A 13,769-nucleotide genomic window follows, 5' to 3' on the forward strand; every position below is an offset into this window, starting at 1 on the left:
TTCAAACTTTATCCTGGTATCAGTACTGCTATAATACGTGTCATGGATGCTCCCTCACATTCCGCTGAAGACAGCCGCCGGCGCGAACTCGGTGCTTTCCTGCGCTCGCGCCGCGAAAGGCTAACGCCCTCGGCAACCGGCATCACGACCGGCCTGAGGCGGCGCACGCCGGGCCTGCGCCGCGAAGAGGTGGCGATGATCGCCGGCGTCGGCACCACCTGGTACACCTGGCTGGAACAGGGCAGGGATGTCAGGCCTTCCGTGGAGGTGCTGACGGCGCTGTGCGGGGCGCTGCGGCTCGATGCCGCCGAGAAGCGGCATCTGTTCACGCTTGCCGGCCGCCAGCAGCCCGAGCGGCGGCGCATTGGGCCGGCAAAGGTCGAAGGCCCCTTGCTGCATATGCTGCAAAGCCTTGTCCTGCAGCCCGCCTATGTCGTCGGCCCGCGCTGGGACGTGCTGGCCTGGAATGACGGGGCCGTTGCCATTTTCGGCGATTACGGCCAGCTTGAGGGTGACGCCCGCAACATCATCCATGGCGTGTTTACCGATCCGCATCGGCGGCATCTGCTGGTCGACTGGGAACAACTCGCACGCGCAACTCTGGCCGCGTTCCGCGCCGAGAGCGCGAAATATGTCGGCGACCCGGATTTCGAGCGGCTGATCGCGCTGATGATGCGTTCAAGTCCCGAATTCCGTGAATGGTGGCCGCAGCGCGACGTCGTGCACCGCCTGTCCGGCCTGAAGCATCTGCGACACCCGATCGCTGGCGCGATGGTGTTCGAGCATATGAGCCTGTCGATCGATGACGGCTCGGACATGAAGCTGATCGTCTATACGCCGCTCGCCGAGCAGAACTCGATCGCCAAGATGCAGTCCTTGCTGGACGCGCTGCCGGCCGAGCGGCGCAGCGCTTGAGATTGGCTGGCGCCCCCTCAACTTCGTCATCCACGGGCGGAGCGGGAGCGAAGCGGACGCGGAGACGATCCATTCCGTGACATTGGTCGAAGGGTGCAGCGGAGCAGAATTTGTACCGTTGCGGCGCGTTGAAGTCGCGGCATGGATTCTAGGGTCTGCGCCGCGTCGCTTCGCTCCTTGCTTCGCCCTAGAATGACGAAACCATTTAGCCCTTCGGCTTCAGTCCATCCAAGAACAGCTGCTCCAGGAACCTTGCTGCATCCTCGAAGCGGCCGTCGCCGCCGCGGTTTGGCCCCAGCACAGCGCGGACCTGGACGTCGAAATCGGCATAATGCTGCGTCGTGGCCCAGATCGAGAAGATCAGGTGCCACGGGTCGGTCCTGGCGATCTTGCCGGCGCGCATCCAGCCCCTGATGACGGCGGCTTTCTCGTCGACCAGCGTCTTCAACTCACCGGCCAGCAGCGGCATGATGCGCGGCGCGCCTTGCAAGATCTCGTTGGCGAACAGCCGGCTCTCGCGCGGAAAATCGCGCGCCATTTCGAGCTTCCGCCTGATGTAGCTCCTGAGTTCGGTCAGGGGATCGCCGATATCGTCGAGTTCCCTGAGCGGCGCCAGCCATGTGTCGAGCAGGCGCTGCATCAGCGTCTCGTGAATGTCCTCCTTGCGGCGGAAGTAATAGAGCAAATTCGGCTTCGACATGCCGGCGGCTTCGGCGATCTGGTCGATGGTCGAGCCGCGGAAGCCGTTGGTGGAGAACACTTCGAGTGCCGCCTCCAGGATGAGCTCGCGCTTTTCCTGCTGAATGCGGGTGCGGCGAGGGGCTTCCGTGCCGGTGCTCACCTTTGCGAGCCCTCGTGTTGCCAAATCTCGCATTCAAGGTGATCTGGACCAATTCTCTGGACCAGTTTTTCCCCGGGCTGTGGAACGCACTTCAGGAGCTGCATTTCCGCTAGTAATCCCTTGACCGCCGACAGGGCGGTGCTAACGTTTGTCCAATCGGTCAAAAATTTGCGTAGCATGAAAGCGCGGCAAAGACCAAGCGTTGGACGCACCGAAACAGTTCACAAGGGGAAGTCCTGCTCATGTCCAACCGGCTGAAAGTCACGCCGAACGATCTCAGCGCATTTTGGATGCCGTTCACCGCAAACCGGCAGTTCAAGCAGGCGCCACGCATGTTCGTGTCCGCCAAGGACATGCATTACACCACCAGCGACGGCCGCAAGGTGCTCGACGGCACCGCCGGTCTGTGGTGCGTCAATGCCGGCCATTGCCGGCCCAAGATCACCGAGGCGATCCAGCATCAGGCGGCCGAACTCGATTATGCGCCGGCCTTCCAGATGGGCCACCCCATCGTGTTCGAACTGGCCAACCGCCTGGTCGATCTGGCGCCCAAGGGCATGGACCATGTGTTCTTCACCAATTCCGGTTCGGAATCGGTGGAAACCGCGCTGAAGATGGCGATCGCCTATCACCGCGTGAAGGGCGAGGGCTCGCGCACCCGCCTCATCGGCCGCGAGCGCGGCTATCACGGCGTCAATTTCGGCGGCATCTCGGTCGGCGGCATCGTCACCAACCGCAAGATGTTCGGCACGCTGCTCGGCGGCGTCGACCACATGCCGCACACGCATCTGCCGGAGAAGAACGCCTTCTCCAAGGGCGTGCCGGAATACGGCGCGGAACTCGCCAACGAACTGGAGCGCATCGTTGCGCTGCATGACGCCTCGACCATCGCCGCCGTCATCGTCGAGCCGGTCGCCGGTTCCACCGGCGTCATCCTGCCGCCCAAGGGCTATTTGCAGAAGCTGCGCGAAATCTGCACCAAGCATGGCATCCTGTTGATCTTCGACGAGGTCATCACCGGTTTCGGCCGTCTCGGCACGCCATTCGCCGCCGACTATTTCGGCGTCACGCCCGACATCATGACCACCGCCAAGGGTGTCTCCAACGGCGTCATCCCGATGGGCGCGGTGTTCGTGAAGAAGGAAATCCACGACGCCTTCATGACCGGCCCCGAGCACATGATCGAGTTCTTCCACGGCTATACCTATTCGGGCAATCCGGTCGCGTGTGCCGCCGCACTCGGCACGCTCGACACCTACAAGGAAGAGGGCCTGCTGACCCGTGGTGAGGAACTGGCGCCCTATTGGGAAGACGCGCTGCATTCGCTGAAGGATGAGCCGCATGTCATCGACATCAGGAACATCGGCTTGATCGGCGCGATCGAACTGGCACCGATCGCCGGCCAGCCGACCAAGCGGGCCTTCTCGGCCTTCGTCAAGGCGTTCGAGCGCGGCGCTTTGATCCGCACCACCGGCGACATCATCGCGCTGTCGCCGCCGCTGATCATCACCAAGGGCCAGATCAACGAACTGATCGACCATGTGCGTGAAGTGCTGAGGTCGATAGACTAGCCTATTCTAGCCTATAAAGTCGGACGGCGTTGGGAACCGCCGTCCGATTTTGAATAAAATGGAAGGACTTTGAATGGCCGCACCCGGCGAGAATCTGCGAATCAATTCAGACCGTTTGTGGGATTCGCTGATGGAGATGGCGAAGATCGGCCCCGGCATCGCCGGCGGCAACAACCGCCAGACCGTGACCGACGAGGACGGTGAGGGCCGGCATCTGTTCAAGCGCTGGTGCGAGGCCGCCGGGCTCGAAATGGGCGTCGACGAGATGGGCACGATGTTTGCCCGCCGCGAAGGCACCGACCCCAGCCTGCCGCCGGTCTATGTCGGCAGCCATCTCGATACGCAGCCGACCGGCGGCAAGTATGACGGCGTGCTGGGCGTGCTTGGCGGGCTGGAAGTGGTGCGCTCGCTCAACGATCTCGGCATCAAGACCAAGCATCCGATCGTCGTCACCAACTGGACCAACGAGGAAGGCTCGCGCTTTGCCCCGGCGATGATGGCATCCGGCGTGTTCGCCGGCGTGCTCGACCAGGCCGACGTCTATGCGCACACCGACAAGGCCGGCAAGAAATTCGGCGAGGAGTTGGAGCGCATTGGCTGGAAGGGCACCGAGAAAGTCGGCGATCGAAAGATTCATGCCTTCTTCGAACTGCATATCGAGCAGGGGCCTATTCTGGAAGACGAAGACATCGACATCGGCGTCGTCACCCATGGCCAGGGCCTGAAATGGCTGCAAGTAACGCTGACCGGCAAGGAAGCGCATACCGGCTCGACGCCAATGCCCAAGCGCCGCAATGCCGGTCTCGGCATGGCCCGCGTCATCGAACTGGTGCACGAGATCGCCATGGACTACCAGCCCGACGCCGTCGGCGCGGTCGGCCACATGGAAGTGTTCCCGAATTCACGCAACATCATTGCCGGCCGCACCGTCTTCACCATCGACATCCGCTCACCCGAGAAGGAAGTGCTGGACGCGATGGACGGCCGCATCCGCGAAGGCATCGACACGATCTGCGAGGCGCTCGATATCCAGTACAAGATCGAGCAGGTCGGCGCGTTCGACCCCGTCACCTTCGACGCCGGCTGCGTCAAGGCAATCCGCGATGCCGCCGAACGGCTCGGTTATTCGCACCGCAACCTCGTCTCCGGCGCCGGCCACGACGCCTGCTGGATCAACCGCGTCGCGCCGACCGCCATGGTGATGTGCCCTTGCGTTGACGGGTTGTCACACAACGAGGCTGAAGAGATTTCGAAGGAATGGGCCTCGGCGGGCGCCGATGTGCTGTTCCATGCGGTGGTGGAGACGGCCGTCATCGTAGAGTGAACTGAGAGATCCAGATTCCAAACGACGCTCGCAAAGAAGCGCGAAGAGAACAAGGGAACACGAAAATGACCAAAGTCATCAAGAACGGCACTGTCGTCACCGCCGACCGCTCGTGGAAGGCCGACGTGCTGTTCAGTCACGGCAAGATTGTCGCCATCGGTTCCGACCTGCATGGCGACCATGAGTACGACGCCACCGGCTGCTATGTGATGCCCGGCGGCATCGACCCGCACACCCATCTCGAAATGCCATTCATGGGCACTTATTCGGCCGATGATTTCGAATCCGGCACGCGCGCGGCGCTCGCCGGCGGCACGACGATGGTGGTCGATTTCTGCCTGCCTGCGCCGCAGCAATCACTGCTTGAAGCCCTGCAGATGTGGGATAACAAGACGTCCAAGGCTGCCTGCGACTATTCCTTCCACATGGCGATCACCTGGTGGGGCAAGCAGGTGTTCGACGAGATGGCCACTGTCGTCGACAAGGGCATCACCTCGTTCAAGCACTTCATGGCCTACAAGGGCGCGCTGATGGTGGATGACGACGAGATGTATGCCTCGTTCCAGCGCTGCGCCGACCTTGGTGCGCTGCCGCTGGTGCATGCCGAGAATGGCGACGTCGTTGCAGCGCTGTCGCAGAAGCTGCTCGCCGCCGGTAACAACGGCCCCGAGGGGCATGCTTATTCGCGTCCGCCGGAAGTCGAGGGCGAGGCGACCAATCGCGCCATCATGATCGCCGACATGGCCGGCGTGCCGCTCTATGTCGTGCATGTCTCCTGCGAGCAGGCGCACGAGGCCATTCGGCGTGCGCGGCAGAAGGGCATGCGGGTGTTCGGCGAACCGCTGGTCCAGCACCTCACGCTCGACGAAACGGAGTATTTCAACAAGGACTGGGACCATGCGGCGCGCCGCGTGATGAGCCCTCCCTTCCGCAACAAACTGCACCAGGACTCGCTGTGGGCCGGCCTGCAGGCCGGATCGCTGCAAGTGGTGGCGACCGACCATTGCGCCTTCACCACCAAGCAGAAGCGCAACGGCGTCGGCGATTTCACCAAGATCCCGAACGGCACCGGCGGTCTCGAAGACCGTATGCCGGTGTTGTGGACGACGGGCGTCAACACCGGCCGTCTGACGATGAACGAGTTCGTCGCGGTGACCTCGACCAACATCGCCAAGATCCTCAACATGTATCCCAGGAAGGGCGCCATCGTCGAAGGCGCCGACGCCGACATCATAGTCTGGGATCCCAAGCGCAAGAAGACCATCACCTCGAAAAAGCAGCAGTCTGTCATCGACTACAATGTCTTCGAGGGCGTCGAGGTGACAGGCCTGCCGCGCTTCGTGTTTTCGCGCGGCGAACTGTCGATCGAGGAAGCCGAGGTGAAGGCCAAGCCCGGCCACGGCCAGTTCGTTGGCCGCGAGCCGAATGCGGCGGTCAATCGGGCGCTGTCGACGTGGAAGGACATTACCGCACCGCGCAAGGTGGAACGGTCAGGCATTCCGGCGACGGGCGTCTGAGCTTGGCGCGATCCGCCGCGCTCATCGTCCTGGTCCTGGCGACAGTTGCCGGTGGTCCGGCAAGTGCGGCTGGCATGCTCGCCGGCTCCTGGGGCAATGATGTCGGCTGTGCCGGTGTCAAGGCTGGCTACCAGGACAGCGACGCCTATATCGTGCTGACGGCCGAAGGCATCGAGACCTATGGCAGCGGCTGCCGCTTCGCGCAACAGCTGACGGCGGCGCCGGGTGCGCAATCGGTGAGTTCGACCTGTTCCGCCGAGGGTGAGGCGGGGACGACGACCGAAACCATCGTGGTCACCGACAAGGGAGAGGATGGCTTCTTCGTCACCATTCCCGGCCTTGAGGAACTGGGGCCGCTGCAATCATGTTCTTGAATTTGGGCAAGGGGAAATGAGCATGCGTGGTTTTGGTCTGTCTGTTGCGATGGTTGTCGTTTTGGCTGCTGGTCAGGCTTCAGCGGCAAATATCGATCTGTCCAAGCCCTACGGCGACAAATATGGCTGCATCAACCGCAACGGCCAGGAAGTCGCCGCTGACCAGATGCTGCTTTTGACCGACAAGGAATTGATCACCGCCGCAAGCGCCTGCACGTTCACGAAGACGCAAGCGCAGGCTGACGGATCGCTGGTGGTGACAGCGACATGCGAGGCGGAAGGCGAAGATGGACAGGAGCCGACCACGTTCACCATCAAGCGCAGTGCCAAGAACGCCAAGAAGCTGACAATCGCCGATGCGGACGGCAATTTGATGGGAGAAGTCTCGCGGTGCAAATGACGGCGGTCCCGTCAGTGTCAGGCGACCAGCGCATCCAGTTCCGGCAGCAGGACGACGCTTTCCTGTTCGTTGGGGTCGGTGCGGGCAATGACGGCCGAAGAGGCAGCATTGCTCAGATTGGCCGGCAGATGCGGCACGCCGGCCGGAATGTAGAAGAGGTCACCGGCCTTGACGACGATGTGGTGTTCGAGCCGGTCGCCATACCACGTGTGGACCTCGCCGGAGAGCACGTAGATCGCCGTTTCATGGTTCTCATGCAGATGCGCCTTGGCGCGCGCGCCCGGCGGCAAGGTGAGAACGTGCATGCAGATGCCAGACGAGCCGACCGACTCCTTGGCAATGCCGGCGAAATAGGTCAACCCCTGCTTGCCTTCATAAGTGCTTTCAGGGCGGATAAGATGACAAGTGGGTTTGGGCGACATCGGGGAAACTCCGGGCGTCGATTGAGTGGAACAAAGACCAATGGGACTGGGCGAGTGGAAAACAACATCGCGATAAAAGCAATCGGATTCCAGCCGGCGCCCCTGTGGCGGGAACAGGCAGGCAGCGGCCGATGACGGGAATTTCGCCAGCCGTCGTCGCGGCAAGCAAACTTGGCCTCACCTTCCAGACCAATGACGGGCCGGTGCAGGCATTGTCCAATGTCGACCTGACGATCGGCAAGGGGGAGTTCGTCTCCTTCATCGGGCCATCGGGCTGCGGCAAGACCACGCTGCTGCGCGTCATCGCCGACCTGGAGAAACCGACCTCGGGCACGATTTCGGTCAACGGCATGACGCCGGAACAGGCGCGCGAGAAACGCGCCTATGGCTATGTCTTCCAGGCTGCGGCCCTGTTTCCCTGGCGCACGATCGAGCGCAATGTCGGGCTGCCGCTGGAGATCATGGGCCTGTCCAGGGCGGAGCAGGCGGAGCGCATCAAGCGCACGCTCGACCTCGTCAACCTCTCGGGTTTCGAGAAGAAGTATCCCTGGCAGCTGTCGGGCGGCATGCAGCAGCGCGCCTCGATCGCCCGCGCGCTGGCCTTCGACGCCGACCTGCTTTTGATGGACGAGCCGTTCGGTGCGCTGGACGAGATCGTGCGCGACCACCTCAACGAGCAATTGCTGGAACTGTGGGGCCGGACCAACAAGACCATCTGCTTCGTCACTCACTCCATTCCGGAAGCCGTGTATCTGTCGACGCGCATCGTCGTCATGTCGCCGCGCCCCGGCCGGGTCAGCGACATCATCGAATCGACGCTGCCGAAGGAGCGGCCGCTCGACATCCGTGAAACGCCGGAGTTCCTGGCGATCGCCGCGCGCGTGCGCGATGGCTTGAGGGCAGGGCATAGCTATGATGATTGAGGGCGCGCACGATGAGCTTCCTCATCTCCCCATCAGGGAGAGGGTGGCCGGAGCGAAGCGGAGGTCGGGTGAGGGGGCGGCGCCGACGCATCCAACCAAGAGGAGGGCCGGGGTCACGGAGCGCGCCCGAGAGCTGCGGCTTGACGAAACCAAGGCCGAATACCGGCTTTGGGGCGAGCTGCGGGGGCGTCACCTCAACGGCTACAAGTTCGTAAGGCAAGTGCCACTCGGACCGTTCTTCGCCGACTTTCTCTGCTGCGAGAAGAGCTTGATCGTTGAAATCGATGGCAGCCAACATGCCGAGTCCGCGACGGATGAAAGCAGAACAGCTTGGCTGAACAAGCATGGTTATTCTGTTCTTCGCTTCTGGAATCACGAGGTTCTGGCTGAGCGGCGGGCGGTGCTGGATACAATATTAGCGGTGCTTGATGGGCAGATACACTCCCCCTCACCCGACCTCCGCTTCGCTCCGGCCACCCTCTCCCCGGCGGGGAGAGGAGAAGGGGAGCGACCCTGATGGACACCTTCCGCGACAAGCTCGTCCCCGTCACGTCGATCCTCCTGGGCGTCGTCATCCTCTGGTACGTCTTCGCCGTTATCCTCAACACGCCGTTCCAGCGCGATCTCGACCGCCGTGCGAATGAGACTTCCACCTTCAGCGAGCTCATCGGCAAGACGCTGTCGCAGCCGAAGCCAACGCTGCCGGCGCCGCACCAGGTGGCGGTGAACTTTTTCGAGAACACTTTCCTGCGGCCCATAAATTCGAACCGCAGCCTCGTCTACAATGCCTGGGTGACGCTGTCGTCGACGCTGCTCGGCTTCGCCTTCGGCACTGCGCTGGGCATCATCATCGCTGTCGGCATCGTCCATGTGGCGACGCTCGACCGCAGCCTGATGCCTTGGATCATCGCCTCGCAGACCATTCCGATCCTGGCGGTGGCGCCGATGATCATCGTCGTGCTGGGGGCGGTCGGCATCAGTGGCCTGATTCCGAAAGCGATGATCTCGACCTATCTGTCGTTCTTCCCGGTGACGGTGGGCATGGTGAAGGGGCTGCGCTCGCCCGAGATCATGCATCTCGACCTGATGCACACCTATAATGCCAGCGGCTCGCAGACCTTCTGGAAGCTGCGTGTACCGGCCTCGGTGCCATTCCTGTTCACCTCGATGAAGGTAGCGGTGGCGGCAAGCCTGGTCGGCGCCATTGTCGGCGAACTGCCGACCGGTGCGGTCGCCGGCATCGGCGCCAAGCTTTTGGCCGGCGCCTATTACAGCCAGTCCATCGACATCTGGTCGGCGCTGGTCGCTGGTTCGATCGTGGCCGCACTTCTGGTCATGGTGGTCGGCATTGCCGGCCGCATCGTTGACCGCGCCATGGGCGGGAGGCCGGCATGAACTGGCTGAAGCCTTCCTGGCAAGCGGTGCTGGCGATTGTGTTATGTCTGATCGCGATTGCGCTCGGCGCGCCGTCGAAACCGGAAGCGGCAGCACTTGCCGACCCGACAGCGAGTTTCAACTACCCCTATCTCGGCACCAAGGGCTTGATGTTCGGTTTGGCCGTGCTGGCGGCACTGATCTCGATGGTCAGGATTCCACCGCTTGCCGAGGCTGTGGTGCTGTTCATCGGTGCCCACGTCGTCGCTTGGCTGCTGATCTCGGGCATTGCAGGGTTCGAAGGCACCGCACTGGCGCCGTACTTCCTGCTGCTTGCGGCGGCCTGGTTGCTTGGCTGGCGTTGCGTGGCAGTGCTTTCATCGCTGCGCCCCCTTGATAGCTCTGCGCGGACGGCCTTGCGCCTGATCATTCCCGCCATCTTCGGCGCCTGGATCCTGATCATCTGGGAAGCGGTGACGCGAGGTGCCGGCATCCCCTTCATCCTGCTGCCACCTCCGAGCGCCATTGGCCTGCGCATCGCCAACTCCCTGCCGGTGCTCGGCGCCGACGTGCGGCAGACCATCTTCAAGGCGGTGCTGTTCGGCTATGTCGTGGGCAGCGGCGCTGGTTTCATCACCGCGATCCTCGCCGACCGCGTGCCGTTCCTGCGGCGCGGGTTGCTGCCGATCGGCAACATGGTCTCGGCGCTGCCGATCATCGGCGTCGCACCCATCATGGTGATGTGGTTCGGCTTCGACTGGCAGTCCAAGGCGGCAGTCGTCATCATCATGACCTTCTTCCCGATGCTGGTGAACACGGTCGCAGGCCTTGCCGCGTCAGGCCATATGGAGCGCGACCTGATGCGCACCTATGCGTCGGGCTATTGGCCGACGCTGATCAAGCTCCGCCTGCCGGCCGCTGCGCCCTTCATCTTCAACGCGCTGAAGATCAATTCGACGCTGGCGCTGATCGGCGCCATCGTCGCCGAGTTCTTCGGCACGCCCGTCGTCGGCATGGGCTTCCGCATCTCGACCGAGGTCGGGCGGATGAACATCGACATGGTCTGGGCCGAAATCGCAGTTGCAGCACTTGCGGGTTCGGTCTTTTATGGCGTGGTCGCTCTTGTCGAAAGAGCCGTCACGTTTTGGCATCCCTCTGTCCGTGGTGGATAGGGGCGGTGGGTTTAAGGGCACTAACTTCAGAGGGTAAAAAGATGAAAAGACTGATTATTCCCGTTCTGGCCGGCGCGATGTCGCTGGCCGCGTTCCAGGCAATGGCCGCCGACAAGGTGACGTTGCAGCTGAAATGGGTCACGCAGGCCCAGTTTGCCGGCTACTATGTTGCCAAGGCCAAGGGTTTCTATGAAGCCGAAGGCCTCGACGTCGACATCAAGCCGGGCGGTCCCGACATTGCGCCCGAGCAGGTGATTGCCGGCGGCGGCGCCGACGTTATCGTCGACTGGATGGGCGGTGCGCTGGCCGCACGTGAAAAAGGCGTGCCGCTGGTCAACATCGCCCAGCCGTTCAAGAAGGCCGGCATGGAACTGGTCTGCCCGAAGGATGGCCCGATCAAGACCGAAGCCGACTTCAAGGGCCATACGCTCGGCGTCTGGTTCTTCGGCAACGAATATCCGTTCTACGCCTGGATGAACAAGCTCGGTCTGAAGACCGAAGGCGGCCCGGACGGCGTCACGGTTCTCAAGCAGAGCTTCGACGTGCAGCCGCTGATCCAGAAGCAGGCGGATTGCATCTCGGTCATGACCTACAACGAGTACTGGCAACTGATCGACGCCGGCTACAAGCCGGAACAACTGACCGTGTTCAACTACTCGGCGATGGGCAACGACCTGCTCGAGGACGGCCTTTATGCCTCGGAAGACAAGCTCAAGGACCCGGCCTTCGAGGACAAGATGGTGCGTTTCGTGCGCGCCTCGATGAAGGGCTGGAAATACGCCATCGATCACAATGACGAAGCGGCAAGCATCGTCATGGATGGCGGCGGCCAGGACGAGAATCACCAGAAGCGCATGATGAGCGAAGTCGCCAAGCTGATCGACAATGCCGACGGCAAGCTCGATCCGGCCACCTACGAACGCACCGCCAAGGCGCTGCTCGACCAGAAGATCATCACCAAGGAGCCGAAAGGCGCCTACACCACCGCGATCACCGACAAGGCCGTGAAGTAAGCCGGCCTCCAAACATCCTGACTTCGAGAACGGCGCCTCTACAGGCGCCGTTCCTTTATGGTGTTCATGACGAAGCTGGTCTCGATCGAGGCGACGCATTTCAGCCGCGCGATATTCTCCTTGATGAAGCGCTCATATTGTTCGAGGCTGCCGGTCACCACCTTCAGCACATAGTCGCGCGAACCGGTGACGAGGTGGCACTCCAGCACCTCTTCCCAGCCGCGGATCGCGTCCTCGAACATGACGATCTCGTCCTCGTTCTGGCGGCTGAGGCGGATGGTGGCGATGGCGACCATGCTCCAGCCGAACGCGGCCGGGTCGACCAGCGTGGTGTAACCCCTGATCACGCCTGTTTCCTCCAGCCGCCGTACCCGCCTCAGGCAAGGCGACGGCGACAGGCCGATGCGCTCGGCAAGCTCATTGTTGGTGATGCGGGCGTCGGCTCGCAATTCGCGCAGAATCCTGAGGTCGAAATCGTCGGCTATCTTCTGCTGCACTTTGCGTCGCTCCAGGCAATTTCTTGCCGAGATGCAGCCATGCAAGGCCGAAAATAGCAAGGACTGGCCGATCGGGATCGCATAAATTGCGGCAAGAAACCTTTCGGAAGCAGGAAGAGCCATGACCGCGCCACGCCCGTCGAAAACCCATATCGGCAACCACAAGCTCCATCCGGAGACGCTGATGCTGAGCTATGGCTTCGATCCGCAGCTGTCGGAAGGCGCGGTCAAGCCGCCGGTGTTCCTGACCTCGACCTTCGTGTTCAAATCGGCGGAGGAGGGGCGCGATTTCTTCGACTACACGTCCGGCCGCAAGGAGCCGCCGAGCGGCACAGCGTCGGGTCTGGTCTATTCGCGGTTCAACCATCCCAACAGCGAGATCGTCGAAGACCGGCTGGCGATCTATGAGGGGACGGACGCTTGCGTCCTGTTTTCCTCGGGCATGTCGGCGATCGCCACGACGCTGCTCGCCTATGCCCGCCCGGGCGACGTCGTCCTGCATTCGCAGCCGCTTTACGGCGGCACCGAGACGCTGCTGACGCGCACGCTGTCCGGCCTTGGCATCGGCGCTGTCGGCTTCGCCGACGGTGTCGACGAGAAGGCGGTGCGGGCGGCCGCCGATGCAGCGGTTGCGAAGGGGCGTGTCTCGGTCATCCTGATCGAGACGCCGTCGAACCCGACCAACAGCCTGGTCGACATCGCGCTGATGCGGAAGATCGCCGACGGGATTGGCGCCAGCCAAGGCTCGACGCCGATCATCGTTTGCGACAACACGCTGCTCGGCCCGGTGTTCCAGCGGCCGATCGAACACGGCGCCGATGTCTCGGTCTATTCGCTGACCAAATATGTTGGCGGCCATTCCGACCTGATCGCCGGCGCGGCCATGGGCAGCAAGGCGGTCTCCAAGCCGATCAAGGCGCTGCGCGGCGCGATCGGCACGCAGCTCGACCCGCATTCCTGCTGGATGCTCGGCCGTTCACTGGAGACGCTGTCGATCCGTATGGAGCGAGCCAACGACAATGCACGCCTGGTCGCCCAATTCCTGCGCGACCATGCCAAGGTCGAGAAGGTGCATTACCTGCCGTTCCTGGGGCAGGACACGCCAGCGGGCCGCGCCTACATCAGGCAATGCAGCGGCGCCGGCTCGACCTTCTCCTTCGACATCAGGGGTGGAGAGAAGGCCGCGTTCGCCTTCCTCAACGGTCTGCAGATCTTCAAGCTGGCGGTAAGCCTCGGTGGTACGGAATCGCTCGCCAGCCACCCGGCGGCGATGACCCATTCGGGCATTCCCTTCGACGTGCGCCAGCGCATTGGTGTGCTGGAGACAACGGTCAGGCTGTCGATCGGCGTCGAGCATCCGGACGATCTGATCGCCGACCTGACGCAGGCACTGGCGGCGGTCTGAGCTCGAGCGTTTCACCGTTTC

15 protein-coding genes are annotated in these 13,769 nt (G+C 62.6%); 12 read left to right on the top strand and 3 right to left on the bottom strand.

Annotation, left to right across the window (positions count from 1 at the left end; translation table 11 throughout):
- Window positions 1–42: 42 nt before the first annotated feature.
- The gene (locus A3A9_RS0105530) at window positions 43–915 is read left to right on the top strand and encodes a helix-turn-helix transcriptional regulator (RefSeq protein WP_027057880.1); all 873 of its coding nucleotides are present in this window, start codon (window positions 43–45) and stop codon (window positions 913–915) included.
- 205 nt (window positions 916–1,120) lie between these two features.
- On the opposite strand, the gene A3A9_RS0105535 is transcribed toward A3A9_RS0105530, so the two are convergent.
- Window positions 1,121–1,756, bottom strand: a complete 636-nt coding sequence (locus tag A3A9_RS0105535; RefSeq protein ID WP_027057881.1) for a TetR family transcriptional regulator C-terminal domain-containing protein — start codon at window positions 1,754–1,756, stop codon at window positions 1,121–1,123.
- A gap of 242 nt (window positions 1,757–1,998) precedes the next feature.
- Between A3A9_RS0105535 and A3A9_RS0105545 the strand changes: the two genes are divergently transcribed.
- From A3A9_RS0105545 to A3A9_RS0105565, 5 genes are all read left to right on the top strand, one after another.
- The gene (locus tag A3A9_RS0105545; protein ID WP_027057883.1) at window positions 1,999–3,327 is read left to right on the top strand and encodes an aspartate aminotransferase family protein; all 1,329 of its coding nucleotides are present in this window, start codon (window positions 1,999–2,001) and stop codon (window positions 3,325–3,327) included.
- Between the two features lie 73 nt (window positions 3,328–3,400).
- On the top strand, window positions 3,401–4,651 hold the full coding sequence (locus A3A9_RS0105550) for a Zn-dependent hydrolase (RefSeq protein WP_027057884.1): 1,251 nt from the start codon (window positions 3,401–3,403) through the stop codon (window positions 4,649–4,651).
- Window positions 4,652–4,716: 65 nt separating this feature from the next.
- Complete coding sequence (gene hydA / locus A3A9_RS0105555) at window positions 4,717–6,168, top strand: dihydropyrimidinase (protein ID WP_027057885.1); 1,452 nt, start codon at window positions 4,717–4,719, stop codon at window positions 6,166–6,168.
- A 2-nt stretch (window positions 6,169–6,170) separates the two neighbouring features.
- Complete coding sequence (locus tag A3A9_RS0105560) at window positions 6,171–6,542, top strand: hypothetical protein (protein ID WP_027057886.1); 372 nt, start codon at window positions 6,171–6,173, stop codon at window positions 6,540–6,542.
- Between the two features lie 22 nt (window positions 6,543–6,564).
- A complete protein-coding gene (locus A3A9_RS0105565) occupies window positions 6,565–6,942 on the top strand; it encodes a hypothetical protein (RefSeq protein ID WP_027057887.1) in 378 nt (125 codons plus the stop codon).
- A 17-nt stretch (window positions 6,943–6,959) separates the two neighbouring features.
- On the opposite strand, the gene A3A9_RS0105570 is transcribed toward A3A9_RS0105565, so the two are convergent.
- On the bottom strand, window positions 6,960–7,364 hold the full coding sequence (locus tag A3A9_RS0105570) for a cupin domain-containing protein (RefSeq protein WP_027057888.1): 405 nt from the start codon (window positions 7,362–7,364) through the stop codon (window positions 6,960–6,962).
- A 131-nt stretch (window positions 7,365–7,495) separates the two neighbouring features.
- On the opposite strand from A3A9_RS0105570, the gene A3A9_RS0105575 reads away from it, so the two are divergent.
- The 5 genes from A3A9_RS0105575 to A3A9_RS0105595 are packed head-to-tail and all read left to right on the top strand — an operon-like array spanning window position 7,496 to window position 11,846.
- A complete protein-coding gene (locus A3A9_RS0105575; RefSeq protein ID WP_027057889.1) occupies window positions 7,496–8,287 on the top strand; it encodes an ABC transporter ATP-binding protein in 792 nt (263 codons plus the stop codon).
- Window positions 8,280–8,804: an endonuclease domain-containing protein gene (locus A3A9_RS0105580; protein ID WP_082221913.1), complete on the top strand. Its 525-nt coding sequence runs from the start codon at window positions 8,280–8,282 to the stop codon at window positions 8,802–8,804. Before A3A9_RS0105575 ends, A3A9_RS0105580 begins: the two co-directional genes overlap by 8 nt.
- Window positions 8,804–9,682: an ABC transporter permease gene (locus A3A9_RS0105585; RefSeq protein ID WP_027057891.1), complete on the top strand. Its 879-nt coding sequence runs from the start codon at window positions 8,804–8,806 to the stop codon at window positions 9,680–9,682. Before A3A9_RS0105580 ends, A3A9_RS0105585 begins: the two co-directional genes overlap by 1 nt.
- Window positions 9,679–10,833, top strand: a complete 1,155-nt coding sequence (locus A3A9_RS0105590; protein WP_027057892.1) for an ABC transporter permease — start codon at window positions 9,679–9,681, stop codon at window positions 10,831–10,833. Before A3A9_RS0105585 ends, A3A9_RS0105590 begins: the two co-directional genes overlap by 4 nt.
- A 41-nt stretch (window positions 10,834–10,874) precedes the next feature.
- Window positions 10,875–11,846: an ABC transporter substrate-binding protein gene (locus tag A3A9_RS0105595; RefSeq protein WP_027057893.1), complete on the top strand. Its 972-nt coding sequence runs from the start codon at window positions 10,875–10,877 to the stop codon at window positions 11,844–11,846.
- Between the two features lie 38 nt (window positions 11,847–11,884).
- Here the strand turns inward: A3A9_RS0105595 and A3A9_RS0105600 are convergent, their stop codons facing one another.
- The gene (locus A3A9_RS0105600) at window positions 11,885–12,343 is read right to left on the bottom strand and encodes an Lrp/AsnC family transcriptional regulator (protein ID WP_027057894.1); all 459 of its coding nucleotides are present in this window, start codon (window positions 12,341–12,343) and stop codon (window positions 11,885–11,887) included.
- 121 nt (window positions 12,344–12,464) lie between these two features.
- On the opposite strand from A3A9_RS0105600, the gene A3A9_RS0105605 reads away from it, so the two are divergent.
- Window positions 12,465–13,748 (top strand): cystathionine gamma-synthase family protein, encoded by a 1,284-nt coding sequence (locus tag A3A9_RS0105605; RefSeq protein ID WP_027057895.1) that lies wholly within the window; start codon window positions 12,465–12,467, stop codon window positions 13,746–13,748.
- The last annotated feature ends 21 nt before the right edge of the window (window positions 13,749–13,769 follow it).

The organism is Mesorhizobium loti CJ3sym, assembly GCF_000472785.1.
GTDB lineage: Bacteria > Pseudomonadota > Alphaproteobacteria > Rhizobiales > Rhizobiaceae > Mesorhizobium > Mesorhizobium loti_E.

What these genes read in the sequence shown, in the direction of transcription:
- A3A9_RS0105530 (WP_027057880.1), top strand. Translation starts at nt 43, where the DNA reads ATGGATGCTCCCTCACATTCCGCTGAAGACAGCCGCCGGCGCGAACTC.
- A3A9_RS0105545 (WP_027057883.1), top strand. Translation starts at nt 1,999, where the DNA reads ATGTCCAACCGGCTGAAAGTCACGCCGAACGATCTCAGCGCATTTTGG.
- A3A9_RS0105550 (WP_027057884.1), top strand. Translation starts at nt 3,401, where the DNA reads ATGGCCGCACCCGGCGAGAATCTGCGAATCAATTCAGACCGTTTGTGG.
- hydA (WP_027057885.1), top strand. Translation starts at nt 4,717, where the DNA reads ATGACCAAAGTCATCAAGAACGGCACTGTCGTCACCGCCGACCGCTCG.
- A3A9_RS0105565 (WP_027057887.1), top strand. Translation starts at nt 6,565, where the DNA reads ATGCGTGGTTTTGGTCTGTCTGTTGCGATGGTTGTCGTTTTGGCTGCT.
- A3A9_RS0105570 (WP_027057888.1), bottom strand. Translation starts at nt 7,364, where the DNA reads ATGTCGCCCAAACCCACTTGTCATCTTATCCGCCCTGAAAGCACTTAT.
- A3A9_RS0105575 (WP_027057889.1), top strand. Translation starts at nt 7,496, where the DNA reads ATGACGGGAATTTCGCCAGCCGTCGTCGCGGCAAGCAAACTTGGCCTC.
- A3A9_RS0105580 (WP_082221913.1), top strand. Translation starts at nt 8,280, where the DNA reads ATGATTGAGGGCGCGCACGATGAGCTTCCTCATCTCCCCATCAGGGAG.
- A3A9_RS0105585 (WP_027057891.1), top strand. Translation starts at nt 8,804, where the DNA reads ATGGACACCTTCCGCGACAAGCTCGTCCCCGTCACGTCGATCCTCCTG.
- A3A9_RS0105590 (WP_027057892.1), top strand. Translation starts at nt 9,679, where the DNA reads ATGAACTGGCTGAAGCCTTCCTGGCAAGCGGTGCTGGCGATTGTGTTA.
- A3A9_RS0105595 (WP_027057893.1), top strand. Translation starts at nt 10,875, where the DNA reads ATGAAAAGACTGATTATTCCCGTTCTGGCCGGCGCGATGTCGCTGGCC.
- A3A9_RS0105605 (WP_027057895.1), top strand. Translation starts at nt 12,465, where the DNA reads ATGACCGCGCCACGCCCGTCGAAAACCCATATCGGCAACCACAAGCTC.